Here is a 26,857-nt window from a genome sequence, read left to right as displayed (position 1 = left end):
ACATGCCACCACGCTAACCCCGGCCACCGACAAAAAACCTCAGGCAGGCAGATCCACCAGCTCAGCCAGCCGAGCCCGATGCCGCCCGGGCGTGCCGAAGGCGAGCTGATCGCTCTTGGCCCGCTTGAGATAAAGATGCGCCGGATGCTCCCACGTCATCCCGATCCCGCCGTGCAGCTGGATCGCTTCCTCGGCCGCGTGCACCGCGACCGGCGACACCCGCGCCTGCGCGACCGCCACCGCGATCGGCACGTCGTTCCCGGTCGTCAGCGCGTCCGCCGCGTACCGGGCCGTCGCCCGTGCGTTGACCAGTTCCGTGTAGAGGTTCGCCAGCCGGTGCTTCAACGACTGGAAACCACCCACCGGACGGCCGAACTGGTACCGCCCCTTCAAATACGTCACGGTCTCCGTCAGCGCCCACTCGGTGATCCCGGTCTGCTCCGAAGCCAGCAACCCGGCCGCGGTGGTCAGGGCGTGGTCCACCGCCTCCGCGGCGGCGGCACCGGTGCAGATCACCTGTCCGGCAGCGGATTCCAGGGTCACGTCGGCGATCCGCCGGGTCAGGTCCAGCGACACCGCCTCGGTCACGGTCGCCGCGGAAGCGTCCACCGCGTAAAGACCAGGGCCGTCCGGGCCGACAGCCGGGACGATCAGCAGCTCAGCGACCGATGCATCGACCACTGTGGACACTCGTCCGGTCAAAGTTCCGTCAAGAAAGTCCACCGTGGCAGGGAAAGGCGAACCCGGAGCGGTCGACAACGGCACCGCCAGCGCGCCGATCGCCGAGCCGGAAGCGAGCCGGGGGAGCAGGTCCGAGCCCGCGGACAGCAGCGCCGCCGTCGCGAGCACCGCGCTGCCCAGGTAAGGCACCGGCGCGACGCTCCGGCCCAGTTCCTCCATGACGACCGCGACCTCGCGCGGCGAAGCCCCGTGCCCGCCAAGGGATTCCGGCACCATGAGGCCCGCCGCGCCGAGGTCGGCGGCCAAGGTCTTCCACAGGGAAAGGTCGTACGGCGTGTCCGTTTCGACCCGCGCCAGCAGCGCGGCCGGCCCGGCGCGGTCGGCCAGCAGTGCCCGCACCGACGACCGCAGGTCCTCTTCCACGTCCGAGTACAGCAGGTCCGGCGTGCTCATCGCGGCAGGTCCTTCCAGGCGACGTCCTTGTCCACCCGCGGCTCGGACGGCAGCCCCAGCACGCGTTCGGAGATGATGTTCCGCAGCACCTCCGAGGTGCCGCCCTCGATCGAGTTCCCCTTGGCGCGCAAGTACCGGTACCCGGCGTCGCGGCCGAAGAAGTCGACCTGTTCCGGACGGCGCATCGTCCAGTCCTCGTAGCGCAGGCCCTCTTCGCCGAGCAGTTCCAGCTCCAGCCCGGACAGCTGCTGGTTCAGCTCGGCGAACGCCACCTTCATCGCCGAACCCTCCGGCCCGGGCGCGCCCACCGCGAGCTGCTGCCGCTGCCGTTCCCCGGCCAGCCGCAGCGATTCGGCTTCCACCCAGTGCTGCACGAGCCGGTCGCGCAGTTCCGGCGTGCGCAGTTCCGGACGGTCCCGCCAGGTCTTCGCGACGAGCCCGATCATGCCGCCCTCGCGCGGCATCGCGGTGCCGCCGATCGCGACGCGTTCGTTCATCAGCGTGGTCTGCGCGACCTTCCAGCCCTCGCCGACCGCGCCGATCCGCTGCGAGTCCGGAATCCGCACCTCGGTCAGGAAGACCTCGTTGAACTCCGCCTCGCCGGTGATCTGCCGCAGTGGCCGGACCTCGACGCCGGGGGCGGTCATATCGCACAGGAAGTACGTCATGCCCTGGTGTTTCGGCACGTCCGGGTCGGTGCGCGTGACGAGGATGGCCCACTGCGCGAGATGCGCGCTGGACGTCCACACCTTCTGCCCGGTCACGACCCAGTCGTCGCCGTCGCGGACCGCGCGCGTGGCCAGCGCGGCGAGGTCGGAGCCGGCTCCGGGTTCGCTGAACAGCTGGCACCACACCTCCTCGCCGGTCCACAGTGGACGGAGGTAGCGCTTTTTCTGCCCTTCGGTGCCGAAGGCGAGGATGGTCGGCGCGGCCATGCCGAGCCCGATCAGGATCCGGCGCGGGTTGTTGTCCGGCGCGCCAGCCGCGGCGAACGCAGCTTCGACCTCACCCTGCAGCGCACGCGGGGCGCCCTGGCCGCCAAGACCTTCGGGGAAGTGCACCCAGGCGAGCCCGGCGTCGAAGCGAGCGCGCAGAAAGTCCACAGTGGACATCGAAGCCGGGTCGTGCTCCGCGAGGAACGAAGCGACCTGCGCGCGCAGGTCCTCGGCGGTCATTTGCCCGCCTCCGTCCGGTACTTCTTCAGCTCGCGCCGCGCCAGCGACCGCTTGTGCACCTCGTCCGGACCGTCGGCGAGCCGCAGCGTGCGGACCCCGGCCCAGATCTCGGCCAGCGGGAAGTCCTGCGAAACGCCGCCCGCGCCGTGCGCCTGGATCGCCTTGTCCAGAATCCACTCGACGGCCAGCGGGGTGGAGATCTTGATCGCCTGGATCTCGGTGTGCGCGCCCTGGTTGCCCACAGTGTCCATCAGCCACGCGGTCTTGAGCACCAGCAGCCGTTGCTGTTCGATCCGTACGCGCGCCTCGGCGATCCAGTCCTGCACGACGCCGGAATCGGCGATCGGACGCCCGAACGTCTCGCGCGACAGCGTGCGGCGGCACATCGCCTCCAGCGCCCGCTCCGCCATGCCGATCGCGCGCATGCAGTGGTGGATCCGGCCGGGCCCGAGGCGGGCCTGCGCGATGGCGAACCCCGAACCCTCGTCGGCGATCAGATTTTCCGCGGGCACCCGCACGTTCTCGAACAGCACCTCGGCGTGCCCGCCGTGGTCGCCGTCGGTGTAGCCGAACACCTGCATGCCGCGCACGACGGTCAGTCCCGGCGTGTCGCGCGGGACCAGGATCATGCTCTGCTGCTTGTGCGCGGGCGCGTCCGGATCGGTCTTGCCCATCACGATGAAGATCTTGCAGTTCGGGTTCATCGCGCCGGTGATGTACCACTTGCGCCCGTTGATGACGTACTCGTCGCCCTCGCGCCGGATGCTGGTGGCGATGTTGCGCGCGTCCGAGGATGCCACGTCGGGTTCGGTCATCGCGAACGCGGAGCGGATTTCCCCGGCCAGCAACGGTTCCAGCCACTGCTTCTTCTGCTGCTCGCTGCCGAACATGGTCAGCACTTCCATGTTCCCGGTGTCCGGCGCGGCGCAGTTCACCGCGGCGGGCGCGAGATGCGGGCTGCGGCCGGTGATCTCCGCCAGCGGCGCGTACTGCAGGTTGGTGAGCCCCGCGCCGTGGTCGCCGGGCAGGAAGAAGTTCCAGAGCCCGCGTTTGCGCGCCTCCGCCTTCAGCTCGTCGACGATCGGCGGCGGCGACCACGGATCGGTGCGCGCGGCCAACTGGTCGTGGAAGACGGCTTCGGCGGGGTAGACGTGGGAATCCATGAATTCGAGCAGCTGCCCGCGCAGTTCCTCGGTGCGGGCGTCGAACGCGAAGTCCATCAGTTCTCCTTGGTGAGCGTCTTGCTGCCCTGCTCGATCAGGGGGGCGACGGCGGCGCCGATCTGGTCGAAGCCCTCGCCGACGGTTTTTCCTTGCTGGAAGCGGAAGTAGATGCCCTCGACGATCACCGCGAGCTTGAAGTACGCGAAGCTCACGTACCAGTCCAGCGCCGACAGATCGCGGCCGGACCGCTGCGCGTAGCGGGCGATCGTCTCGTCCGTGTCCGGGTAACCGGGCGCGCTGCTGGCGTTGGACACCATCGGCAGCGAGAGCTGGTCGCGCTGCGCGTAGGTGATCATCAGGCCGAGGTCGGTGAGCGGGTCGCCGAGCGTGGACATCTCCCAGTCCAGCACCGCGGTGATCCGGTCGTCGCCGTCGACGAGCACGTTGTCCAGCCGGTAGTCGCCGTGCACGATGGCGGGCGGGCCGGACGCCGGGGTCGCCGCGGCGAGCCGGTCGTGCAACCGGTCCGCACCCGGCAGGTCGCGGCTGCGCGAACCGTCGAGCTGCTTCTTCCACCGGCGCAGCTGGCGTTCCAGAAACCCTTCCGGACGGCCGAAATCGCCGAGCCCGACCGCTTCCGGATCGACCGAGTGCAGGTCGACGAGCGTGTCCACCAGCGAATCGGCGATCGCCCGCGTCCGCTCCGGGCCGAGCTGCTCCAGTTCCGCGGCGGTGCGGTACGGCGTGCCCTCGACGTACTGCATCACGTAGAACTGCGCGCCGAGCACATCCGCGTCCTCGCACAGCAGAATGGTCTCCGGCACCGGGACCGGAGTTCCGGCGAGCCCGCTCATCACGCGGAACTCGCGGCCCATGTCGTGCGCGGTCGGCAGCACGTGGCCGAGCGGCGGACGGCGCACGACCCACCGCTGCGTGCCGTCGGAGACGAGATAGGTGAGGTTGGACCGCCCGCCCTGCACCACTTCCGCGGAGAGGGCGCCGGAGACGAGCCCGGGCCGCTCGCGGTCGAGGTAGGCGCGCAGCCTCGCCAGATCGAGGCCGGGCGGGTCGGTGTCGGTCATCGGAGAAACTCCCCTTCGTACGAGGTCAGCGATCGCCCCATGCCACAGTGGGGCGCGGGCGGTCAGAGGATGAGCCGGGAAACCATCTCGGCGACGCAGGCGGGTTTGTCCTCGCCCTCGATTTCGACGGTCCAGCGCACCACGGCCTGCTTGCCGCCGGGCACGTCGGTCAACTCCACCAGCTCGGCGGTCCCGCGCACCCGCGAGCCGACCTTCACCGGCTGCGGGAAGCGCACCTTGTTGAGGCCGTAGTTGATGCCCATCTTCAAGCCCTCCACCCGGTAGATCTCCGGGAGGAACGCCGGGATCAGCGACAGCGTCAGGAATCCGTGCGCGATCGTCGTGCCGAACGGGCCGGCGGCGGCCTTTTCGGCGTCGAGGTGGATCCACTGGTGGTCGCCGGTGGCGTCGGCGAACAGCTGCACCTGCTCCTGGGAGACGGTGTGCCATTCGCTCGTGCCCAAAGGCTTGCCGACCTCTTCGGCGAGTTCGGCGACATCGGAGAACACGCGCATCGCGATCAGTCCTTCGGTCCGCCGGCGACGTAGATGACCTGGCCGGACACGAAGCCCGCGCCCTCGCTGACCAGGAACGACGCCACGTTCGCGATGTCCTCGGGCGTGCCGACGCGCTGCACCGGGATCTGCGAGGCGGCCGCGGCCTTGAAGTCCTCGAAGCTCATGCCGACGCGCTCGGCGGTCGCCGCGGTCATGTCGGTGGCGATGAACCCGGGCGCGATCGCGTTGGCGGTGACGCCGAACTTGCCCAGTTCGATCGCCAGCGTCTTGGTGAAGCCCTGCATGCCCGCCTTGGCCGCGGAGTAGTTGACCTGCCCGCGGTTGCCCAGCGCCGAGGTGCTGGACAGGTTGACGATCCGGCCCCACTTCTCCTGCGTCTGGTACTTCTGCACGGCGCGGGTCATCAGGAACGAACCGCGCAGGTGCACGTTCAGCACCGAGTCCCAGTCCTGTTCGGTCATCTTGAACAGCAGGTTGTCGCGGGTGATGCCGGCGTTGTTGATCAGCACGGTCGGCGCGCCGAGCTCCTCGGCCACCCGGGTCACCGCGGCCTCGACCTGCTCGGCGTCGCTGACGTCCAGCGCGACGCCGACCGCGCGGCCGCCGTCGGCGACGATCGCCTCGGCCCCTTGCTTGACCCCGGCCTCGTCGAGGTCCAGCAGGCCGACGGCGAACCCGTCGGAGGCGAGGCGGCGGGCTACGGCGGCGCCGATGCCACGGCCGGCGCCGGTCACGATGGCAACGCGGGAAGCGGTCACGGGGGTTCTCCTCATCGTCGGGGAAAGCCTGCTCGGGCGGCACGTCCGGAACAGGCACGGGCAAGCTCGGACTGCCTGCGCAGGATGCCATGGCGCGGCACCCGTCGCTGGCGGCTAAGCGTACGCTTAGTACGAGATTTTCGCGAGACCCCGCGAGCGCGCCCAGCCGGGATTGCGGTCGGGACGGGTAGGGTCGCCGCCGATGAGGATCACGAGCGCGCCTCTTGCCGCGGCGGGTCGCGCGCTGGGGGAGACGGTCGCCGGAGGCGGCGGTCCGGCTGTCTCTCCGAGCCGGACGCACCAGGCGCTGACCGGATTCGCCGCGGTCGTCGCCGGAGTGCTCGCTTACTTTCCCGCCGACCGTGCTCCCGCGGGCACCTTGGTGCCAGCGGCCGCGCTGGTCATGTTTTCGGTGGGGCTCACCCTGGTGCGGCCGCTGTGGGCCTGGCGGGTGCTGATCGTGGTCGTGGCGTTCGCGAACCAGTTTTACGGGATCCACGAACGGTTCGGCTGGCCGTGGACCGGCGGCCTCGCCTTCGCGGCGGTCCCCGTGCTCGCCGCGGTCGGCCGCACCCATCGCCCGGCCGTGCTGGGGTGGGTCTGGCTGATCTCCGCCGGGGTCAGCGCCCTGCTGGCGAACGTGCGCGGCGAACTAGTCGTGATCGGCGTGCTGCTCGCGGTGCCGCTGGCGTTCGGCTGGCTGGTTTCGCGGCTGCGCGGGGCCGAACGCGACCTGGCGGCGGAGTCGACCCGCCGGGCGGTGCTGGAGGAGCGGGCCCGGATCGCCCGCGAACTGCACGACGTGGTCGCGCACCACATGTCGGTGCTGGCCATGCGCGCGGACTCCGCCCGCTACCGGTTTCCCGGCCTCGACGACGGGCTGCGCGAGGAATTCCAGTCGATCCAGGACACCGCGCGCAACGGCATGACAGAAATGCGCAGGCTGCTCGGCGTGCTGCGCTCCGGGCAGTCCGGCCAGGAAACCGAACCCCAGCCCGGAGCCGAGCAGATCGGTCAGCTGGTGGAACGGATCCGCGCGACCGGCACCGAGGTGCGGTTCGACCAGCGCGGTGATTGCCGCGATCTGCCCGAAGGCGTCGGGCTGTCGGCCTACCGGATCGTCCAGGAAGGGCTCAGCAACGCGGTGCGGCACGCTCCCGGCGCGCCGGTCGAGGTGTTCGTGCACGTCGATCCGGGGCAGTTGCGACTCGTCGTGCAGGACACCGGCGCTAGCGTTCCGGAGGACGCGTCGGGGCGGGAGAAGCACGGGCTGCTCGGGATGCGGGAACGGGCGGCGGCGCTCGGCGGTACGTTCTCCGCGGGACGACGGGACGGCGGCGGGTTCGCGGTTGTCGTGACCGTTCCGCTGGACTGAGAGGGACCGCATGGCGGTGACGGTGGTGATCGCCGACGACCAGACCATGGTCCGGCAGAGCTTTCGCGCGGTGCTGGACGCTCAGCCGGACATCGAGGTGACCGGCGAGGCGGCCACCGGGACCGAGGCGGTGGCCGCGTGCCGCGCGCTGCGCCCGGACCTGGTGCTGATGGACATCCGGATGCCGGATCTCGACGGGCTGGCCGCCACCCGGCTCATCCTCGGCGGCGGAGAGGCCGGGCCGCGAGTGCTCGTGCTGACCACGTTTGACGCCGACGAGTACGTCTACGGCGCGCTCAGCGCCGGGGCCAGCGGATTCCTGCTGAAGGACTCCCCGCTGGACGACCTGGTCGTCGCGGTCCGGATGGTCGCCGCGGGCAACGCGCTGTTCGCGCCCTCGATCACTCGCCGGGTGATCGAGGGGTTCGCCGGAACGCGGCCGCCGACGCAGGACGTCGGCAGGCTGTCCGAGCTGACTGCGCGCGAACTCGAGGTGCTGCGGCTGATTGCGCGCGGATTGTCCAACGCGGACATCGCCGCACAGCTGGTGATCGCGGAGCAGACCGCCAAGACACACGTCAGCCGGGTGCTCGGCAAGCTCGGGGTCCGCGACCGCGCCCAAGCGGTAGTGCTGGCCTACGAAGCGAAGTTCGTGGTGCCGGGCCAGTGATACCCCGGTAGCACCTAGCTCGCGACAACGCTACCGGGGAAGCAGCCGAAGACGGCTCTGCGGACGGACGATTCCGGGAGGCTGACCTTCCTAGCTTCCCCTTGTGTGCCAACAGAAAAAGATTGTCCTCGGGCTGGCAGTGGCAATCGCCGCGCTGACCGGGATCGCCGTGGTCCGCTGGCTCGGCGGCGCGTCGCTCGGAGTGGACAGCGCGGTCTACCGCGCCGGTGCGCTGGCCGTGCTGCACGAACAGCCGCTCTACGAGCCCTTGCTCGAGCTGGATCCGAAGTCCGCGCTGGAGTTGCCGTTCACGTACCCGCCGAGCGCGGCGTTGCTGTTCCTGCCGCTGGCCGTGCTCCCGGCGCAACTCGCTTGGCTACCGCTCGCGATCGGCTCGGTGCTCGCGCTGTGGTCGGTTTCGCGCCGGTTCGCCCGCGAACGGCCGCTGCGGACGCTCTGCCTCCTGCCGCTGCTGGAACCCGTGTGGCGGACGATTTCGCTGGGCCAGATCAACGGCGTGCTGATGGCCATGGCGGTGCTGGACGTGCTGCCCGCCCGCGCTCGCCGGTCCGGCGGGGTGCTGATCGGGCTGGCCGCGGCGGTCAAGCTGACCCCGCTGATTTTCGTCCCGCATCTGTTCCTCACCGGCCGCCGCGCCGACGCGTGGCGCGCACTGGCGACTTTCTTCGGGGTGAGCGCGGCCGGGGCGCTGATCCTGCCGGGGGATTCGATCCGGTACTGGACTTCGGCCGTGCTGGACAACCGCAACGCGGAAACCCTCGACTGGGTGCTCGACCAGTCTTTGCACGGGATGCTCACGCGGTTCGGCGTCACGTCGCTCGGCTGGTATGCGGCGGTGGCCGCGCTGTGCCTGCTGACGGGTGCGGTGCTGGTCCGCGAGTTCCACCGGCGCGGTGAACCGCGGGCCGCGCTGCTCGTGACGGCGGGCTGCGGGCTGCTGGTGAGCCCACTTTCGTGGACGCACCACTGGATTTGGGCGGTGCCGCTGGTCGGCCTTCTCGCGGGCAAGCGGGCCGCGCTGGTCTGTGCCGGAGCGGTTTTCAGCGGGGTCGCGCTGGTGATGGTTCCCGAGGGCGGACACCGCGAACTGTCCTGGAACCCGGTCGAAACAGTGTTCGGCAACGCCTATGTGCTGAGCGCGCTGGCCGCCGGAGCGGTCCTCACTGTCCGGATGCTGCCCCGGCCGCCCGTCCGGTTCCTCCCGGAGCGGCCAGCGCGGCCAGCGCGACAAGTTCGGTGAGCGCCATCCCGCGTTCGACGAGGCCGAGCGGGATGAGCAGCCACCAGCGCTGGTCCGTCAGCGCGGCGACCGCGACCGCGCCGAGGATCACCGCGAACCACGCGAGCGACGCCACGGCGAGCGCGCGGGCGAGGAACCGGCGACGCGGCGAGTCCGGAAAGGCTGTGCGCGCCGAGAGGAGGACGGCGAGCGGAAGGCAGACGAAGGCGACGACACTGGCGATCCGGTGCAGCGTGCCGCCCGCGCCGGTCGCCGCCGCGTTGGCCCAGTCGGTCTTCGGGAACGCGACGATCACCAGCAACCCGGCTGTCCAGAACGCGCCGAGCACTGCCGCGAGGCCGGGCAGCCGTCCTTGCCGCCGCAGCGCCGCGAACGCGACCGCCGAACCGGCCGCGACGAGCCCGACAGCCAGGTCGAACACCCATTTGTGTTCCGACAGCCCGTATTCGCTGATGGTCCGCCGGGTCGCGCTGATCTCGTCGGTGGGCGGCACCACCTGCAACAGCAGCATCAGCACGGCGCCGAGAGCGAGCGCGGCGATCCCGGCCAGCGCGGGGCGGCGGCCCGCCGACAAGGTCGTCATGCACTCAGCGTGACACGGGCCGGATATGTCCCCGGTGAATCAGGCCGCCCGGCCGGACCCGGTGACCTGCGCGCGCACCGTGCGCAGCGCGTTGTGGTCCACAGTGGACGGTTCGGCGGACAGCCAGCCGCCGATCTCGTGCAGGAACTGCTCCGGCGTCATCGGCGGACCGGGTTCGCCGTCCGGTTCGGCGGTGGTGACCTCGCCGTCGCGGCTGGGATACACGATCATCGCGCCGCGCAGCGCGACGCCGGGCAGCAGTTCGCGGTAGCGCTCCAGGCTTTCTTCCAGCTGGCTGCCGCCGCCGCGGAACGGGCGGCCGTTGCGCAGCAGGCGGCCGTCCTCGGCGGTTTCGTAATGCCCGGGCAGCCACAGCTTCGACTCCACCAGCACCAGGCGTTTCCCGCACAGCACCGCGTGGTCGACGTCGGCGAACACCGAACCCGGCCACGCCAGGCCGTGGAAGATGCGCGCGCCGGGCAGCCGGGTCAGATACCGCTCCAGCAGGTCGGCCGTCAGCCGCTCGGCCAGCTCGTCGGCTTCGGAGCCGGGGGAGCCGAACACCGCGCTGCCGCCGAATTCCTCGGCGAACTCTGCCCGCGCGCGGCGAGCGGCCAGGAAGCCGCGGGCGAGCCGGTGCACGAGCAGTGCGGTGCCCGCGGTGAGCGCGAGCCAGACGATCAGCACCGGCGGCGTGAAGTCGATCCCGGCGATGAGCGGCAACAGCACCAGCACCGCACCGGCCAGCGCCGCGACGACCGGCGTGTGCCCAGGTCCGCGCCGCCGCCCGTGCCGCATCCGCGGGTCAGCCGCGGCGAACGACCACCACTCCAGGCTTTCCGGATCGATGTCCGGCGCTTCCGGGCGATAGCCGGGCTGCTCGCCGAACCGCCGCCGCGGCCGGGGTTTGGGCACCGAGGCGGCCGGAACGCCGGCGTCGTAGCGCGCGCGGGCGTTGGGGTCGGCGAGGGTGTCGTAGGCCTCGCGCAACAGCTGGAAGGTGCCGACCGTGCCGCCCGCGTCCGGGTGCAGCGTCTTGGCCAGCCGACGGTAGGCGGCCTTGATCTCCGTGGGGGACGCGGTTTTCCCCACGCCGAGTACCGCGTAGTAGTCGGGCACGGTTCGGGTTCCACCTCCGGACGGCTGCCGCGCAACGATATGGGGTCGCCGCGCCGCGCCGCCATCCGCCTCCGCGGCGCGCCGGGGTGAACGTCGTTTCCGCTAGTTCCGGGCCAGCCACTCGTCGCGGTCGGCGGCGTACTCGACGGCGTGCAGGTCGGCGCCCGGCGCGAAGTACTCGGGGTCGGCGACGAAGTCCCGGACGTGCTGGAGGCCGATGGAGACCATCGTCGCCTGGGAGGCTTCGTTGAGCGCTGCCGTCCTGGCGAAGACGCGGTCGAGCCCGGCGTCGAGGAATCCGTGCCGGAGCATCTCCCGCGCACCCTCCTTGGCGAGTCCTTTACGCCAATGGCGGCGAACCAGCCGGTATCCCAGTTCGGCCTGTCCTTCGGCTTCTCCCGGCCGCAGCGTCCAGCATCCGGCGAACCCGGCGTCGACGAACCCGGCCCAGCAGCCGAGGCCGCGGGCGGCGAAGGCCAGGTTCTTCCGGAGCTCCTCCGTCGCCTGCTCCCGGGTGAGCACGCCGGTCAGGTAGCGCATCACCTCGGGGTCGGCGGACATCTCGACGAGGTGCTCGAGATGTCCGGCGGACAACGGGACCAGCCGGATTCGCGCGGTGTGCAAGGTCGGCTGGGACATCACGTGAACGCTCCCTCGTCGGACGAACGGAACCAGTCTGGCAGCCGCGCGGCCCGCCCGTCAGCCGGTTTTCCCCGGCCCTCCGGCGCCTGCCGGTCAGCGGCGCATCCGGTCCGGGACGCCGGTTCCCGCCGGGGCCCGTCCCAACGGCCGGACCCGCGCCCCATCGTCCCCTTCTCCCACTCCCGCACCGGTTTCGGCAACTTTCCGGACGCAGCTCTTCCGCACCGCGTTCATCTTATGTTAAGAAGCTTTACTAACTATTGGATGGAGGCACGACGTGAGCTCACCCACCCGCCCGGGGGACTCCGCGACCCTTCCGGGGACCGGTCTCGAACGCCGGATCGGGCCGCTGCAGGCGACCGCGATCAACATGACGCAGATGTGCGGGATCGGCCCGTTCGTCACCATTCCCGCGATGGTCGCGACCATGGGCGGCCCGCAGGCGATGTTCGGCTGGATCATCGGCGCGATCATCGCGCTCGCCGACGGGCTGGTGTGGGCCGAACTGGGCGCGGCGCTGCCCGGGGCCGGCGGCACCTACATCTACCTGCGCGAAGCGTTCCAGTATCGTTCGGGCAGGCTGATGCCGTTCCTCTTCGCCTGGAGCGCGGTGCTGTTCATCCCGCTCATCATGTCCACCGGCATCATCGGGCTGGTCCAGTACCTGGGCTATCTGGTGCCGGGCGTGACCGACGCGGGCGGCGTCACCCCGCTGGGCAAGGTCATCGGCATCGGCCTCGTCGTGCTGATCGTGCTCGCGCTGTTCCGCCGGATCGGCCAGATCAGCAAGCTCACCACCGCGCTGTTCGTGATCATGCTGTTCGCGGTGCTCGCGGTGATCATCGCGGCCTTCACGCATTTCGACGCGCACCAGGCGTTCGCCTTCACGCCGGGCGCCTTCGGCTGGGGCGGAGCGTTCTGGTCCGGTCTCGGTGCCGGCCTGGTCATCGCCGTCTACGACTATCTCGGCTACAACACGAGCGCGTATCTCGGCGGCGAGGTCCGCGACCCGGGCCGCACGCTCCCGCGCTCGATCATCTTCTCCATCCTCGGCATCATGACGCTCTACTTCCTGCTGCAGATCGGCGTTCTCGGCTCGCAACCGCTGGAGTCGATCAAGAGCGCGACGTCGGTGGCGTCGTCGGTGCTGGAGCAGGCGTGGGGCTCGGTGGCCGCCAAGATCGTCACCGTCTTCATCGTGATCGCCGCGGTCGGCTCGGTGTTCGCCGGTCTGCTCGGCGGATCGCGGGTGCCGTTCGAAGCCGCGCGCGACAAGGTTTTCCTGCCGGTGTTCGGCAAACTGCACCCGAAGCTGAACCTGCCGACCGCGGGCGTGCTCGCGATGGGCGTCATCACCGCGATCGGTTCGCTGTTCACCTTGACCGACGTGATCAACGCGGCGGTCACCGTGCTGGTGATCATCCAGTCGCTCGCGCAGGTCGCGGCGATCATCGTGCTGCGCCGCCGTCAGCCGCACCTCAAGCGGCCCTACCGGCAGGTGCTGTATCCGGTGCCGACGATCATCGCGCTCGTCGGGTGGGTTTACGTGTATGTCTCCGCCAGTTGGCTTTCGATCTGGCTCTCGATCGGCTGGATCGTGCTCGGGGTCGCCGCCTTCCTGCTCTATGCCTCGAAGGAAAAGGTGTGGCCGTTCGGTCCCAAGGAAATCCGCGAGGCGTTCGCGTCCCAGCCGACGGGGGTGGAATCATGAGGAAACCGCTGATCGCCGGGATCGCCGCGCTGGTCCTCGTCCCCGGCGTAGTCACGGCCACTGCTTCCGCGCAGCAGCCGGAAGCGGCGGCGTCGCGTCCGCAGGGCCCGTCGACGATCGGCCTCGGCGGCTGGCAGGTGCTGACGACCGCGCAGGTCAAGGACGACGGCACGGCGGTGTCGAAGCCTGGCTACCCGACGCGCGGCTGGCTGAAGGTGAAGCCGGACGACGCGGGCGCGCCGGGCACCGAGATCAACGCGCTGGTGCAAAACGGTAAGTGCCCCAACGTCTTCTACTCGGACAACATGCGCAAATGCTTCGGCTACCAGTCGAAGCGCGGGCCGGTCGTCACGAAGCAGTTCATGGACCCATGGTGGTTCCGCACCGATTTCGACCCCGGTTTCCATCCGGGCAAGAACGCGAAGCTGACCATCCCGGGCGTGGTCGGCGAAGGCGACGTGTGGCTGAACGGCACGCTCGTCGCGGGCAAGGACGTGGTGAGCGGCGCGTACGCGGGCCACACCTTCGACGTCACGAAACTCCTGCGGCCGGGCAAGAACACGCTCGCGGTCAAGATGTACCCGAACGACCCGAATTCGATGTACACGCTCGACCAGGCCGACTGGGCGCAGATCGTGCCGGACAACAACACCGGCCTGCAGTTCCCGCCGACGCTGCAGCTGTCGGACGCGCTGAGCGGCGACAACGCGCACGTCGTGCAGGACAACGCGGCGGATCTGTCGACGTCTTCGCTGACCGCGAAGGTCGACGTCACCAACGACGCGGGTACGCCGCAGACCGGCGAGGTCACCGCGACCGTCACGCCGCCGGGCCGCGGCGCGCCGATCGTGGCCAAGCAGACCGTCACGATTCCCGCGCACACCAAGCAAACCGTGGCGTTCACGCCGGCGAAGTTCCCGCAGTTGAAGATCGTCAAGCCTCAGGTGTGGTGGCCGTACTCGATGGGTGCACAGCCGTTGTACACCTTGGGTACGACAGTTTCGCAGGGCGGCGTGGTGTCCACGACGTCATCGGAGACCTTCGGGATCCGCACCGTGACGTCGAAGCTGATCGGCAAGTCCCCGGCGCTGCCGGACGGCGCGCGGAAGTTCGCGATCAACGGCCGCGACTTCGTGTTCCGCGGCGGCGGGTTCGCGCCGGATCTGTTCCTGCGCTACGACAAGGCCGACATCGCGCATCAGCTCGCGCTGATCAAGAACCTGGGCCTGTCCGGCGTCCGGCTCGAAGGCCACGACATGCCTGCGGACTTCTACGAGCAGGCCGACCGCGCCGGGCTGCTGGTGCTCGGCGGATTCATGTGCTGCGACGCCTGGCAGCCGGAACATCCGGAGAAACTGACCGAGCGCGACTACCGGATCATGCACGATTCCGCGTACTCGATCGCGCGGGCCGAACGCGGCCACCCCAGCGTGATCACCTACGGCTGGAGCGACAACGAACCGATCCCGCGGCAGGAAACCGAGACGCTGAGCGCGTTCAAGGCCGCTGATTGGGACGTGCCGGTCATCGCGTCGGCGGAGTACAAGAGCACCAAGACCCTCGGCCCGTCGGGAGAGAAGGAAGGCCCGTACGACTGGGTCCCGCCGGCCTATTGGTACGACTCGTCGACCTTCGACAAGGCCGATTCGAGCCGCACGAACGCGGGCGGAGCCTGGGGTTTCGCGAGTGAGCAGAGCGCCGGGCACACCGTGCCGACGCTGGATTCGCTCCGGCGGTTCCTGTCTCCGGAGGAACAGGCGAAGCTGTGGCAGGACCCGGCGTACAACCAGTATCACGCGAATTACGAGTCCGGGCACGGCGGCTACAAGTTCGGCACGCTGTACACCTTGGACGAGTCGATCGCCCGCCGGTACGGGAAATGGGATTCGCTGGAGTCCTATGTAGAGTCCGCGCAGATCGCGAACTACGAGAACACGCGCTCCCAGTTCGAAGCGTTCCTCGCGCACGCCAACGACAAGAAGAACCCTTCGACCGGCGTGGTGTACTGGCAGCTGAACAAGGGCTGGCCGACGCTGTTGTGGGCGCTGTACAACAACGACGGCGACCAGCCGGGCGCGTACTTCGGCGCGCAGAAGGCGAACAAACCGCTGCACGCGCTGTACACCTACGACAACGGCACTGTCGCACTGTCCAATCTGGGCGCTTCCCGGCAGAACGGGATTTCCGTGCAGGCCAAGGTGTACGACACCGCGGGCAAGGTCCTGGACGACCAGACCGCTCCGGCGGTTTCGCTGGACAGCCAGGGCGTCGCGACCGGCTTGCTGAAGCCGAAGGTCCCGGCGGAGACGAAGGCGCCGGCTAAGGCGCAGGTGTATTTCGTGGAACTGCAGGTGCGGCAGGCCGGGAAGGTCGTGGACCGCAACGTCTACTGGCTGTCCACGCAGAAGGACGTCGTCGACTGGGCGAAGACGCTGCAGCAACCGCAGGCGACGATGAGCCAGTACGGCGACCTCACCGCGCTGCGGAACCTGCCGAAGTCGCAGGTCACCGTGACCGCGTCGACCCGCCCGTCGCGCGGCCCGGACGGCACGGACACCGCGACCACGGTCACGGTCACCAACCCGTCCAAGACCTCCGCGGTCAGTTTCTTCCTGCGCGCGGACCTGCGCCGCTCCACCGACGGGTCTCAGCTGCCAGCCGCGACCTGGGACGAGAACGACATCACCCTGTGGCCGGGCCAGTCGCAAACGCTGACCGTCCGCTACCGGGCCGCCGACCTTCACGGCGCGGCCCCGACCGTCAGCGTCGACGGGTTCAACACCGGCCGGGTCGTGGTCCCGGCCGGTCCGCACCGGGACGGCCAGGAGGCTGTCCCGCCGGTCATCGAGGGGACCCGCGAGTGACATCGGACGACCTGATCCTGGGCATCGACTTCGGCGGCACGAAAGTGGCGCTGGGTCTGTCCGACCGGACCGGCACGCTGCTGGCGACGCGCCGCCTGGACACCGACGCCGAAGCGGGCGCCGAACAGGTGGTCACCCGGGCGCTGGCCGCCGCGGCCGAACTGGTCTCCGGTGCCCAGCTCCGCGCGATCGGGGTGGTGAGCCCGGGAATCGTCCTGCCGGACCGTATCCTGCTGGCCCCGAACGTGCCCGGCTGGGAAGAACTCCACCTGGCCGAACTGGTGTCGGCCGCGTTCCCCGATGCGCCCGTCGCCGTGGGCACCGACGCGAAAGCCGCCGCGCTGGCCGAATGGACCTGGGGCACCTTGAAGGGAGCCGACCCCGCGGTCTTCCTGTCCCTGGGCACCGGCATCGCCGCCGCGGTCCTGGTCGGCGGCCGCCTGCTGACCGGAGCGAACGGGGCGGCCGGGGAGATCGGGTACAACCTGCGCACCCCCCAAGACACCGACGGATTCGCCAGCGGAGCGGCGCCGCTGGAGGAAGCCGTCGGAGGCCGGTGGCTGGGCACGCGGGCAACCGCGCTGCTCGGCCGCCCGGTCACCGCGGGGGAGCTTTTCGCGCTGGCACGGGAAAACACCGAGGCCAAGGAACTGGTCGCTTCGGCGCTGGACGAGCTTTCCATGCACGTGGCCAACCTGGCGATCGCCTTCGACCCTTCGAGAATCGCGGTCGGCGGCGGGCTGGTCCGGTCGGCGGACGTGCTGCTGCCCGCCCTCCAGGAACGCCTGGCGGCCGCCGTGCCGTTCCCGCCGGAGCTGGTCCCGGCGCGCTTCGACCAGGACGCGGCGCTGCTGGGCGCGGTGGCGTTGGCGTTGCGAGAGTGAGATTTCCGTGACCGGCGGGGTTGTGCTGACGCTTCGCCGGTCACGGGTACCAATCCTGGTGTGGTTGCCGCTGCTTTGCCGCGGAGCTGACGTGTTCTTTTACGTCGCGGGGTTTCTGCGTCGGCCGTTCACGGTCCCGTGCTGGGCCGGATCGAATTGCTCTGTGCTTTTCCTTTGCCTGCCCGCCAGATATGTCCTCACGTCTGTTGTTCCTTCCCAGTGCCTGACGTGGGTGCGGCTCTCTTGTCTTTCTGGTGCCTGACGTGGGTGCGGCTCTCTTGTCTTTCTGGTGCCTGACGTGGGTGCGGCTCTCTTGTCTTTCTGGTGCCTGACGTGCGCGCGGCCTTCTTGTCTTTCTGGTGCCCGATGTGCGCGGGGCCTCTCGCCCTTCCGGTGCCCGACGTTCGCACCCGCAGCCCTCTCGCCCTTCCGGTGTTTCACGTGCCCGGGCGCCAGATCCGATCTCGCACCTTTCTCCGCTGCCGTCCGTCACGCGCGCTGCCCATTCCGGCCAGCGTGTCTCTCCAGCCAGAACATCGCTGTCGACTCCCGCCTCTCCGGTGTGTTTCCGTTGGCCCTCTTCGTCCCGAAACCGGTCGTGGTTCTTGGGTCTTCGGCGGTGGCGGTCACGGGGTCGTTCTGTTCGCCGCGCCGTCCAGCCGATAGCCGCGCCAGATCTCGTCTCGCACGCCCCGCCACTGTCTCCCTCCGCATCCACCGCCAGGTTCTCTTCTCTCCGATAACCCCTCTGACCAGCAAAAACACCTGCTAGATCCGATCTGGCGACACCGCGCACCGATCTGGCGCCCAAGAAGTGTGGACGAGGAGCTGCGGGTAGCCGTGCTCGTCGCCAGCACCCGGGAAGGCCGGGTCGGCGGCGAGGTCGGCCGATGGTTCGTCGAGCGGGCCGCCGGGCACGGCGGGGTGGCGCTCGACGTGCTCGACCTCGCGACGTTCGCGATCCCGGCCCGGCTGCCCGCCGCGCCGACGGCAGCCATGGCCGGGTTCGCGAAGCGGATCGCGGCGGCCGAGGCGTTTGTCGTGGTCACGCCCGAGTACAACCGCAGCTTCCCGGCGTCGCTGAAGCAGGCGATCGACTGCGCGTACGAGGAATGGCGGGCCAAACCGGTCGGCTTTGTCTCCTACGGCTACCGCGCGGGAGGCCGCTATGCGGTGGAGCACCTCCGGGACGTTTTCACCGAACTGCACACGGCGACGGTGCGCGATTCGGTGTGCCTCGACCTGCTCGAGCACGAATGCGGCGACCCGGGAGCGGGTCCGCACGGCGAATCCGCAGGCCACGCGGCCTCTGCTCTACTGGACGAACTGATCTGGTGGGGCCTCGCACTGCGCGAGGGCCGGCGCACACGGCCGTATCGCGGATGAAGAACTGAGGGGAAGGAAAGACATGATCAACGCTGCCGGGGAACCGGCGATCGAGACCTCCGGGCTCGTCAAAGTGTTCGGCGAGACCCGGGCGGTCGACGGGGTCGACCTCGTGGTGCCCGCCGGAACCGTGTACGGCGTCCTCGGGCCCAACGGCGCGGGCAAAACCACCACCGTCCGGATGCTCGCCACGCTGTCCCGCCCGGACGGCGGCGAAGCACGGGTGTTCGGCCACGACGTGGTGCGCGAGGCCGACGCCGTGCGCGGCCGGGTCAGTCTCACCGGACAGTACGCCTCGGTCGACGAAGACCTGACCGGGCAAGAAAATTTGGTGCTGCTGGGCAGGTTGCTGGGACACCGCAGCGCGGCCGCGCGCGATCGGGCGGCTCAGCTGCTCGCGGCGTTCGGGCTCACCGAAGCCGCGCGCCGGCAGGTGAAGAACTACTCCGGCGGCATGCGCCGTCGGCTCGACATCGCCGCGAGCATCCTCAACACGCCGGACCTGCTGTTCCTTGACGAGCCGACCACCGGACTCGACCCGCGCAGCCGCAACCAGGTGTGGGAAATCGTCCGCGCGATCGTCGCGCAGGGCACCACCGTCCTGCTCACCACGCAGTACCTCGACGAGGCGGACCAGCTGGCGTCGCGGATCGCGGTGATCGACCACGGCCGGGTCATCGCCGAGGGCACCAAGGGCGAGCTGAAAGCCTCGGTCGGCGTCGGTGCCGTACATATGCGGTTGCGGGACGCCGACCAGCGCGCGACCGCCGCCGAAGTGCTGGAGCGCGCGCTGTCCGCCGTCGTGCAGCTGGATCCCGACCCAGTCGCGATCACCGCGCGGCTGTCGTCGGACGCGCACGAGGCCGCGGCCGATCGTGCGTCGCGTGCTCTCGCGGAACTCGCGAAGGCCGGGATCACCGTCGACACGTTCTCGCTCGGCCAGCCCAGCCTCGACGAGGTTTTCCTGGCCCTCACCGACCGCACAGCCACTGGGGAGGCGGCGTGACCACCGTCAAGGAACCCGATCTCGACCTCGCGGCCCCGAAGCCGGACGCACTGGCCGCGGTCCTGCTCGCCACCGAACGGCCGCCGCGGCCGAGCGCGCTGTCCGCGTCGTTCTCCTTCGGCTGGCGGGCGGTGCTGAAGATCAAGCACGTGCCGGAGCAGCTGTTCGACGTCACCGCGTTCCCGATCATGATGACGTTGATGTTCACCTACCTCTTCGGCGGCGCGCTGGCCGGTTCGCCGACGCAGTACCTGCAGTTCTTCCTGCCGGGCATCCTCGCGTCGAGCGTCGTGATGATCACGATGTACACCGGCGTCGCGGTGAACACCGACATCGCGAAGGGCGTGTTCGACCGCTTCCGCACCCTGCCGATCTGGCGGCCCGCCCCGATGGTCGGCTACCTCCTCGGCGACGTGCTGAGGTACCTGATCGCGTCCGTGGTGATCATGGCCGTCGGCCTGGTGCTGGGCTTCCGCCCGGACGGCGGGATCGGCGGCGTGGCCGCGGGAGTCCTGCTGCTGCTCGTGTTCTCGTTCGGGCTGTCGTGGGTGTGGACGATGTTCGGGCTGCTGCTGAGGTCAGAGAAATCGGTGATGGGCGTCAGCATGATGGTGATCATGCCGCTGACGTTCCTCAGCAACATCTACGTCGACCCGTCCACCATGCCCGGATGGCTCCAGGCAGGCGTCTCGGCCAACCCGATCAGCCACCTGGTGACCGCGGTGCGCTCGATGATGTCCGGGGCGTGGGACGGCGGTGCCATCGTCTGGACGCTGATCGCGGCGGCCGCGCTGACCGCGGTGTTCGGAACGCTGACCATGCGGCTGTACAACCGAAAGTGACCCGTGCACTGCGCGGAGGCCGTCCGGTCCCGAACCGGACGGCCTCCGGTCAGCGGCGGTTTCAGCTCATGGGGGAGAAGACGTAGGAGAAGCGGCGGACCGCCGGAACCCATTGCTGGAAAAGGGAAAGAGCGTCGACGCGCAGCGCGGTGGACACGTGAGCGAGACCGCGATGCAGCTGCCGCCAGTCCCGCACTTCCTTGTCGCAGAGCGTCCCGGCGACCGGGTTGCGCCAGACGTCACCGTGGCGCCGCGGTGCGCAGTCGGCCACGAACCCGGCCCAGGTGCTTTCCGGCGGACGGTGAACGAGGCCGCCGGTGATCGACCGTTCCGGGTCCGGCAGGGTGTCCAATGCCTTTTCGAGCACCAGCCCCGGCGCGGTGAGCAGTCCGAGCAACGCCACGACAGCCTGATAGTCGCCGGGTTCGGTGTCATTGCCGAGGAAACGCGAGGCTTCGGACAGGTCCCGGGTCGCGCGAAGCATCCGGTACAGGTTGAACAGCCGTTTCGCCTCGCGCGGCGTGCTGATCAGCAAGTCCAGTTCGGACAGCAGGTCGATCTCCGCGGGCGTGAGCGGGCGCGGCGGATCGGCGGCCCGCTCCGGCCGGCTCTGACTGTCTACTTCGGACCCTGCTTCGATGTCGGGAGCCAGGTCGGGAAGCGTCCTGACCGGGGAAGGAACCCGCTGGGTCCGCGGCCGCTCTTCTCCCGCGGGCTCCAGCAGGCGGTCGTCGGTCAGCGACCGCAGCAGCCGGCGCAGGCTCCCCTCGGACATGGTGGGCAGCACGAACGGGAGGTTGATGATCTTCCCGAGATAATCCTCCGGCGAAGGGATCCTGGCCGCGTCGGGGGAATCGTCGAGCATCCCGTCGTAGCGGCTGTGCAACGACCGGGTCAGCCACCGCGGGTCGACGCCGACCACCACCACGAACAACTCCAGGGCGAGCAGCAGGTGCACCGCCTCCAGCACCTCGACCACCTGGCGTGCGCTGCACCGGTCGAGATCGTCGATGTACAGCACGATCCGGTCGATCGGAGTGCCGCCCGAACCGGGATGCGCGCGCCAGTCCTCCATCAGCTCGACCAAGTGCTCGAAATCCTTGCGGATGGTCGAGATCAGCCCGAGGTCGCGCCGGTAGGAATCGCCGTGCGCGCGATCGGCCAGGAAAGCGTAAAGATTGCGGCCCGGCGTCAGCTCGGTCAGCTCCCGGCCGAGCTCGCCGACCCTGGCCACCACTTCGTCCAGCTGCGCCTCGGCGATCCGCTGATCGGTCTCCGCCCTCCGAAGCTCCTCGAGCAGCCGGGCGACCTCGGGCGCGAGCGTCCGGCTCGCACCCCGGTCGATCCCGCGACGGAGGTCTTCGCTGAGTTCGCGCAACTCCCGGAACCCCGACCTGGCCCCGCTCAGCAACGCGATCCCGGTGCCCGCCACCGCGGCGAACCCGACGCCGACCCCGGCCAGCCACTCCCGCGCCACCGGCACGATCGCGGCGACGAAGAACCCGGCGAGCAGGATGGCCGCGGCCACGATCAGTGCTGCCTTGCCCCAGCGCCCTCTCGGCGACCTGCGCAACGCCTCCGCCTCGGACAACGTGCCGCGCAGTTGCTCGACGAGCAGCGCACCCTGCTCCGCCTCGTCCTGGATCCCGAGGCGACGCCACACTTCCCGGCTCCCGGCCAGCGCGCGGATCAGGACTCGCGCCGCGTCTTTGCGATTCAGCGCGGCTTTGTCGACGTCCGCCTGGAGCTTCGCGGCGCTCGCCTGCGCCTGGCGCTTCGCGTCCTCGAGTTCAGTGACCTGGTCAAGCCGTTTGGCGAGTTCCTCCCGCAGTTGTTCGCGCCGCTGCTGCGCGTTCGGGCCGGGGCCGGCGAGCTGCCGGAAGATCTCGTCGCCGAGACTGGCCCACAGGTTGCGGTCCGCGTAATGCCAGGCGTTGAACCCGATCTGGACGATCTCGCCGCAGTAGGCCGGATTGCCCGACCCCGCGAGCCGGTCCACCTCGTCCCGCATCAACCCCATGAAGTAGCTCTTGCCGGACCCCCACTCCCCGAACACCCCGACCGACAGCGGCGGCAGAGTGCTCCGGTCGGCGATCACTGTCGCGAGCATCGACACGTAGGGCGCGACCCCGAGCCGGTCGCGTTCGAGCGGGATGCCCAGCGTCGGATCGACCAGGTCGTTCGAAATGCCGCCGGCGAGCTCGACCGCGGAAAACCTCGTGGCCCCGGTTTGTTCCCAGGCCGCGCGGATCGCGTTCTCCGTCTGTTCGGAATTGCAGACGAAGACAAGACTGCGCGGACCGCTGAACGTCTGGAGAGCCTTGACCGCCGCCGGAATCGCGACCGCGGCGACCTCCACCTCCCCGAGCCCGATGTCACCGGTGCCCAGCAGCGGCAAGCCGAACGCGACCGAGTTCGCGCTCGCCGCTATCCGGATCCCGGCTTCGGTGGCCGCGGCGATCGCGGGCAACGACGGCATGCCGAAGGCACCGTCTTCATGCGGCGTCACGAGCACGGCGAACTTCAGCGAGGCCCGCCCGGTGCCGCGAAGGTCCAGCACGGACGGCCGCTCCGGGACGATCGCGTCGAAGTCGATCGCGTCCCAGCCCGCCTCCGGAAACTGCTCCCGGACAGCGCGGCCGAGACCGCCGAGAGTGCCGCCGACGGAAACCGCGATAGCGTCGATCCCGGATTCCCACGGCCGGTTCGTGCGCACCACATGGCACGACGTCCCGCCTGCCGAACCGAGATAACCGGAGTCGTTGAGCGTTGGTGTGCCTGCCATATCAGCCTGCGGCCTCCACGACCTCGACGTCGACGCGGACGGCCAGCCTAGCCAACAACGCGGCTCCGCCGCGCGATCAACCTGATTTTGGCCAGGACGCGGTTCCCGAAGCCTCGCCGTTTCCGAAGCCTCGCCGATTCCCTGGCATTGCTGAGCGGCCGTCGGTTCCGGGCGCTGTTGTCTTCGGAAGTTTCGCCGGGTTGCCGTCGGTTCCGGGGGCTCCGCTGTCTCCCGAAGTCTCGCCAGGCTGCCGTCGGTTCGGAGGGCATTGCTGTGCTTCCGGGCCTCGCCGTTTCCGGAGCCTTGCCGATACCCCAGGCATCGCCGAGCGGCCGTCGATTCCGAGCACTGTTGTCTCCGGAAGTTTCGTCAGGCTGCCGTCGATTCCGAGGACACTGGTGTCCTCCGAAGTCTCGCCGGGCTCCCGTCGGTTCCGCGGGCACCGCTATCTCCTCGAACCTCGCCGACCTGCCCGCGCTTGGCGTCGCGCGAGCTTGCAGCACCGACAGTCCGATCCTCCCGCCGGCCGCCCGGCCACCAGAGCCCGCTTGCACGATCCGACCCCGCCCGGTCACCCTCATTCGGTGCGGCGGTGCGGCGGTGCGGCGGTGCGGCGGTGCGGCGGTGCGGCGGTGCGGCGGTGCGGCGGTGCGGCGGTGCGGCGGTGCGGCGGTGCGGTTTCGTTCTTCTCGCCTGTCTCCTTTCTCTTCTTTTCCCTCTTCCCCCTCCGCCGCGCCTGCTGCCGTGTCCGGGCGCGGGCGGCTGGGGCAGACCCGGGCGTGCTAGTAGTTACAAGCGCCAGGTCATCGGGGTCTCCGGTTGGTAGCTGCAGGACGCGCCGGTCGTGATGGTGCGGCGGAGGTGGTCGGCCAGTTCCGGGTGCAGGTCGCCCAGTTTGCGGAGGGTGTCGCGGATGCGGGCGGTCACGGCTTTGCGCGCGCGTTCCGTTTCGTCGCCGAGACGGCGGGTCCGGCCGGACAGGCCGGTGGACGTTCGGAGTTCGTCGAGCAGGGCTGCGCGTTCGGAGTCCAAGGCGGCGGCTTTGGAATCGTCGCCGCGTAGGGTGGCGGCGTCGATGGCTTCGTCAAGCTGGTCTAGGCGGCGGCGGTAGGCGGCTTTCGCGGTGTCGTCCAGGACAGGGTCGCCGCTGAAGGTGCGGGTGGCTTCCGATTCGTGGCCGCCGTCGGGGGAAAGCAGTTGTGCGGCGGGGATTTCGGTTCCTGGTCTGCTCAACAGGAAGTTCAGGTCTCGCAGGCCTTTCGCGTCCGGCATGCGTACCTCGCGGTCGGCGAAGCGCAGCGTCCAGACGGCGTCGGTTCGGTGGAATTCGTTGGCGGGGGCGGGTGGCGGCGTCGAGGAGCGGGAGCGGGCGGTGAGGTGGTGCAGGCCTAGTTCGGTTGCTTCCGCCACGACGGCATCGGCCAGGGTGGTCGCGCGGTCGGTGTCGCCTAGGTCCAGCAGGGTGGTTGCCAGGTGGTGGCGGGCTTCGATGGCCCAGGGGCGGGCGCGCAGCCGGTCTGCGGAGCGGGCGGCGGCGGTGAAGTGGGCGGCGGCTGTTTCGTGATCGCCCAGGGTTTTGTGCAGCAGGCCGGTCCACAGGTCTACCGGCCCGCTCAATTCGCAGCCGTACAGGGAGACCAGCCATTCGCCGGAGTGCGGGGATAGTTCGCGCAGCAAGCGTTCTGCCGCGGTGCGGTCTTTCAGTACAAAGGCGGCTTGGGCTTGGCAGCGCAGCCACAACGGGGTGAAGACGCGCGCGTACGGCCCGTCGGCGAGCGCTTCCGACAGTTCGTGCCGGGTGGTGGCCGCGTCGCCGGCGAGTGCCGCGGTGAGGGTGCGCAGCAGAGCTGGGTGTGGGAAACCGGCGTCGGCCACTGTGGGGGCGAGTTCGGCGGCTTCGGCGAATCGGCCTTGGACGAGCAGCGCGCTCCAGCGCACTTGATCGGGCATGTATCCGTAATCGTTGCTGCCGAAGGTTTCCGGGGCGGCCAGAGCTTCCGCGAGTGCCGCGTCGGCCTCGGCGAAGCGGCCGCGGAAGGTGCAGATGATGCTGCGGTCGATCGCTTCCGCCAGCTTCGCGGCTCGGACGCCTTCGTCGGCGATCCCTTGGAACACGTGGAATTGGTCGAGGTACCGCGGATCTCCCTGTTCCAGCATCGCGACCCATTTCAGCGACGCCGCGAAGAACTCGTTTTCCCGGTCGCCGGTGCGGCGCGCGATGGCGGTCAGTTCGTCGGTGAGCCGCTCGCGTTCGGCGCCGCTGCCCAGGCCCCAGATCGCGTCGTGCCGAGCCCACAAGGTGAACGCCAGCGCGTCGTCGTCCTCGTCGTCGCGGGCGAGGATCGTGGCGCGGGCGGTGAGTTCGAGCTGGATGCGGTCCTGCGAGAGGGGTTCGGCCGCGGTGCCGCCGCACAGTTTTTCGTGTGCCTCGCGGAGAACTTGAGCGGTGAACTCTTGCCGTGCGCCACCGGTGCCGAATTTCGACAGGGTGAGGGCAGCGCGGGCGAGGAGGTTCGCGTTGTCCTGGCGGCGAGCCAGGGCGACGGCCTCTTCGCAGAGAAGCCAGGCTTCGTCTTTTTCTTCGAAGCGCCACAGCGTGGTGGCCAATTCCAGGGCGACGACCGCTTGGCTCCGGTCGTCCGCCGCTCGTTCCTGGGCTCGGCGCAGGTGTGTGACGGATTCCTCGAAGGCCATCCGGGCACCTGCGTCCTTGGCCGCGGCGAGCAGCAGGCGGACGACTTGTTCCGGTTCAAGCTCGGCAGCGGCGAGGTAGGCGTGCCGGGCGCGCTCAGCGACGCCGACCAGAGCTGGCGTGTGTTCGCTGGCGCGTACGACCGCTGCGTGCTGGCGTTGTGCTTCGCCGGGCGTCAGTTCGGCGTATCTCGATTCCCGCACCAGGTCGTGTGCGAAGGAGAAACGGCCTTCACCGAGCGCGAGGACCAGCCTGGCGGCTACGGCGCGGGTGAGGAGATGGTCGACCTGGGCGGCGGGGGCCCCGGCGGTGGCGGCGAGCAGGTGGAGCGAGAATTCCCGGCCGAGCACCGCGGCGTTGGTGAGCAGATCGGTGACTGGGCGGGGGAGAAGGGACAACCGGCGCTGGAGGGCGTCGGCTACTCCGGGCGCGACTGCGGACACTGTGCTCCCGCTGCGCCACAACCGCGCTGTCTGCTCCACGAAGAACGGGTTGCCGCCGGTGCGCTGGTGCACGACGGTGGCCAGTTCAGCGCCCGGGTCCGCGCCCGCGGTGCGGTTCATCAGCTCGGCGACCCCGGTTTCGTCCAGGCCGGTGAGCGTGATCGTGGTTGCTTTCGCGACCAGCGGCAGCATCAGCTCGTGCAGTGGATGGCTGGGCGCGTCCACTTCGACATCCCGGTACGTGCCGATGAGCAGCAACCGTTCGAACCAGGTGTGCCGGGCCGTGAACTCGAGCAGTCGCAGCGAGGCCGGGTCTGCCCAGTGCAAGTCGTCGAGGATGACGACCACTGGTCGTGCTTGCGCGACGGTGACCAACGCCCGGGTGACCGCGTCGGGCAGCTGGAACCCGTCGTCGGCCGGCGGTTCGGGAGTTTCTCCGAGCAGCGCGGACAGCGCCGGCGAACTGGCGGCGGCCCATTCGTGCGGCGCGGCTTCCCGGCGCAGCGAGCGAAGGACCTGGACCCACGGCCAATAGCCCGGCGCGGCTCCAGACTCCCAGCAGGTGCCGCCGAGGACGAGCGCGCCTGCCTCGCGCGCGTCTTCGGCCAGTGCGCTGACCAGCGTGGTCTTGCCGATCCCGGCCTCGCCGGCGACCAGGGCTAAGCCGCCGTGGCCGGCTGTGGCGCGCGAGAGCTGCGCACGCAAGGTCGCGGCGGGGTGGGCCCGCCCGATCAGCGCCGCAGTCATGTCCGGTTCCTCCCTTT

The 26,857-nt window shown here is 69.8% G+C and carries 20 protein-coding genes; 9 read left to right on the top strand and 11 right to left on the bottom strand.

Annotated elements, in window-relative coordinates; translation table 11 throughout:
* Nucleotides 1-39: 39 nt before the first annotated feature.
* From ACZ63D_RS04765 to fabG, 6 genes are all read right to left on the bottom strand, one after another.
* Nucleotides 40-1,134, bottom strand: coding sequence for an acyl-CoA dehydrogenase family protein (locus ACZ63D_RS04765; RefSeq protein WP_465352947.1), 1,095 nt, complete (start codon nucleotides 1,132-1,134; stop codon nucleotides 40-42).
* The gene (locus tag ACZ63D_RS04760) at nucleotides 1,131-2,309 is read right to left on the bottom strand and encodes an acyl-CoA dehydrogenase family protein (RefSeq protein ID WP_465352946.1); all 1,179 of its coding nucleotides are present in this window, start codon (nucleotides 2,307-2,309) and stop codon (nucleotides 1,131-1,133) included. The genes ACZ63D_RS04765 and ACZ63D_RS04760 overlap by 4 nt, the downstream gene beginning before the upstream one ends.
* Nucleotides 2,306-3,529 carry an acyl-CoA dehydrogenase family protein gene (locus tag ACZ63D_RS04755; protein WP_465352945.1) on the bottom strand — a complete coding sequence of 408 codons (1,224 nt, stop codon included), beginning with the start codon at nucleotides 3,527-3,529 and terminating at the stop codon, nucleotides 2,306-2,308. The genes ACZ63D_RS04760 and ACZ63D_RS04755 overlap by 4 nt, the downstream gene beginning before the upstream one ends.
* Nucleotides 3,529-4,554 carry a phosphotransferase family protein gene (locus ACZ63D_RS04750; protein ID WP_465352944.1) on the bottom strand — a complete coding sequence of 342 codons (1,026 nt, stop codon included), beginning with the start codon at nucleotides 4,552-4,554 and terminating at the stop codon, nucleotides 3,529-3,531. The genes ACZ63D_RS04755 and ACZ63D_RS04750 overlap by 1 nt, the downstream gene beginning before the upstream one ends.
* 62 nt (nucleotides 4,555-4,616) lie before the next feature.
* Complete coding sequence (locus ACZ63D_RS04745) at nucleotides 4,617-5,069, bottom strand: MaoC family dehydratase (RefSeq protein WP_465352943.1); 453 nt, start codon at nucleotides 5,067-5,069, stop codon at nucleotides 4,617-4,619.
* A 5-nt stretch (nucleotides 5,070-5,074) separates the two neighbouring features.
* Entirely contained in the window at nucleotides 5,075-5,845 is a 771-nt protein-coding gene (gene fabG, locus ACZ63D_RS04740; RefSeq protein WP_465352942.1) for a 3-oxoacyl-ACP reductase FabG, read from the bottom strand.
* Between the two features lie 187 nt (nucleotides 5,846-6,032).
* On the opposite strand from fabG, the gene ACZ63D_RS04735 reads away from it, so the two are divergent.
* The 3 genes from ACZ63D_RS04735 to ACZ63D_RS04725 all read left to right on the top strand — a co-directional run bounded on the left by ACZ63D_RS04735 (nucleotide 6,033) and on the right by ACZ63D_RS04725 (nucleotide 9,136).
* Nucleotides 6,033-7,205 carry a sensor histidine kinase gene (locus ACZ63D_RS04735; RefSeq protein ID WP_465352941.1) on the top strand — a complete coding sequence of 391 codons (1,173 nt, stop codon included), beginning with the start codon at nucleotides 6,033-6,035 and terminating at the stop codon, nucleotides 7,203-7,205.
* 10 nt (nucleotides 7,206-7,215) lie between these two features.
* The gene (locus tag ACZ63D_RS04730) at nucleotides 7,216-7,875 is read left to right on the top strand and encodes a response regulator (RefSeq protein ID WP_465352940.1); all 660 of its coding nucleotides are present in this window, start codon (nucleotides 7,216-7,218) and stop codon (nucleotides 7,873-7,875) included.
* Nucleotides 7,876-7,978: 103 nt separating this feature from the next.
* Nucleotides 7,979-9,136 (top strand): glycosyltransferase 87 family protein, encoded by a 1,158-nt coding sequence (locus ACZ63D_RS04725; protein ID WP_465352939.1) that lies wholly within the window; start codon nucleotides 7,979-7,981, stop codon nucleotides 9,134-9,136.
* Here ACZ63D_RS04725 and ACZ63D_RS04720 read toward each other — a convergent pair.
* From ACZ63D_RS04720 to ACZ63D_RS04710, 3 genes are all read right to left on the bottom strand, one after another.
* Nucleotides 9,057-9,719: a DUF998 domain-containing protein gene (locus ACZ63D_RS04720; RefSeq protein WP_465352938.1), complete on the bottom strand. Its 663-nt coding sequence runs from the start codon at nucleotides 9,717-9,719 to the stop codon at nucleotides 9,057-9,059. The genes ACZ63D_RS04725 and ACZ63D_RS04720 overlap by 80 nt on opposite strands.
* A gap of 39 nt (nucleotides 9,720-9,758) precedes the next feature.
* Entirely contained in the window at nucleotides 9,759-10,838 is a 1,080-nt protein-coding gene (locus ACZ63D_RS04715) for a J domain-containing protein (protein WP_465352937.1), read from the bottom strand.
* A 102-nt stretch (nucleotides 10,839-10,940) separates the two neighbouring features.
* A complete protein-coding gene (locus ACZ63D_RS04710) occupies nucleotides 10,941-11,477 on the bottom strand; it encodes a GNAT family N-acetyltransferase (RefSeq protein ID WP_465352936.1) in 537 nt (178 codons plus the stop codon).
* Between the two features lie 280 nt (nucleotides 11,478-11,757).
* On the opposite strand from ACZ63D_RS04710, the gene ACZ63D_RS04705 reads away from it, so the two are divergent.
* The 6 genes from ACZ63D_RS04705 to ACZ63D_RS04680 all read left to right on the top strand — a co-directional run bounded on the left by ACZ63D_RS04705 (nucleotide 11,758) and on the right by ACZ63D_RS04680 (nucleotide 20,173).
* Nucleotides 11,758-13,191 (top strand): APC family permease, encoded by a 1,434-nt coding sequence (locus tag ACZ63D_RS04705; protein ID WP_465352935.1) that lies wholly within the window; start codon nucleotides 11,758-11,760, stop codon nucleotides 13,189-13,191.
* On the top strand, nucleotides 13,188-16,055 hold the full coding sequence (locus ACZ63D_RS04700) for a glycoside hydrolase family 2 protein (RefSeq protein WP_465352934.1): 2,868 nt from the start codon (nucleotides 13,188-13,190) through the stop codon (nucleotides 16,053-16,055). Before ACZ63D_RS04705 ends, ACZ63D_RS04700 begins: the two co-directional genes overlap by 4 nt.
* The gene (locus ACZ63D_RS04695) at nucleotides 16,052-16,939 is read left to right on the top strand and encodes an ROK family protein (RefSeq protein ID WP_465352933.1); all 888 of its coding nucleotides are present in this window, start codon (nucleotides 16,052-16,054) and stop codon (nucleotides 16,937-16,939) included. The genes ACZ63D_RS04700 and ACZ63D_RS04695 overlap by 4 nt, the downstream gene beginning before the upstream one ends.
* A gap of 816 nt (nucleotides 16,940-17,755) precedes the next feature.
* Nucleotides 17,756-18,325 (top strand): NADPH-dependent FMN reductase, encoded by a 570-nt coding sequence (locus ACZ63D_RS04690; protein WP_465352932.1) that lies wholly within the window; start codon nucleotides 17,756-17,758, stop codon nucleotides 18,323-18,325.
* A gap of 22 nt (nucleotides 18,326-18,347) precedes the next feature.
* Nucleotides 18,348-19,331, top strand: coding sequence for an ATP-binding cassette domain-containing protein (locus tag ACZ63D_RS04685; protein ID WP_465352931.1), 984 nt, complete (start codon nucleotides 18,348-18,350; stop codon nucleotides 19,329-19,331).
* On the top strand, nucleotides 19,328-20,173 hold the full coding sequence (locus ACZ63D_RS04680) for an ABC transporter permease (protein WP_465352930.1): 846 nt from the start codon (nucleotides 19,328-19,330) through the stop codon (nucleotides 20,171-20,173). The genes ACZ63D_RS04685 and ACZ63D_RS04680 overlap by 4 nt, the downstream gene beginning before the upstream one ends.
* 61 nt (nucleotides 20,174-20,234) lie before the next feature.
* Here ACZ63D_RS04680 and ACZ63D_RS04675 read toward each other — a convergent pair whose 3' ends face one another.
* Together ACZ63D_RS04675 and ACZ63D_RS04670 are read right to left on the bottom strand one after the other, a co-directional pair.
* A complete protein-coding gene (locus tag ACZ63D_RS04675; protein ID WP_465352929.1) occupies nucleotides 20,235-22,958 on the bottom strand; it encodes a P-loop NTPase fold protein in 2,724 nt (907 codons plus the stop codon).
* 789 nt (nucleotides 22,959-23,747) lie between these two features.
* The gene (locus ACZ63D_RS04670) at nucleotides 23,748-26,840 is read right to left on the bottom strand and encodes an ATP-binding protein (RefSeq protein ID WP_465352928.1); all 3,093 of its coding nucleotides are present in this window, start codon (nucleotides 26,838-26,840) and stop codon (nucleotides 23,748-23,750) included.
* Nucleotides 26,841-26,857: the final 17 nt, after the last annotated feature.

Source organism: Amycolatopsis sp. NPDC104775 (genome assembly GCF_055583325.1).
The sequence above is the reverse complement of the archived record's forward strand: the minus strand, read 5'-3'. Positions and strand labels throughout refer to the sequence as shown.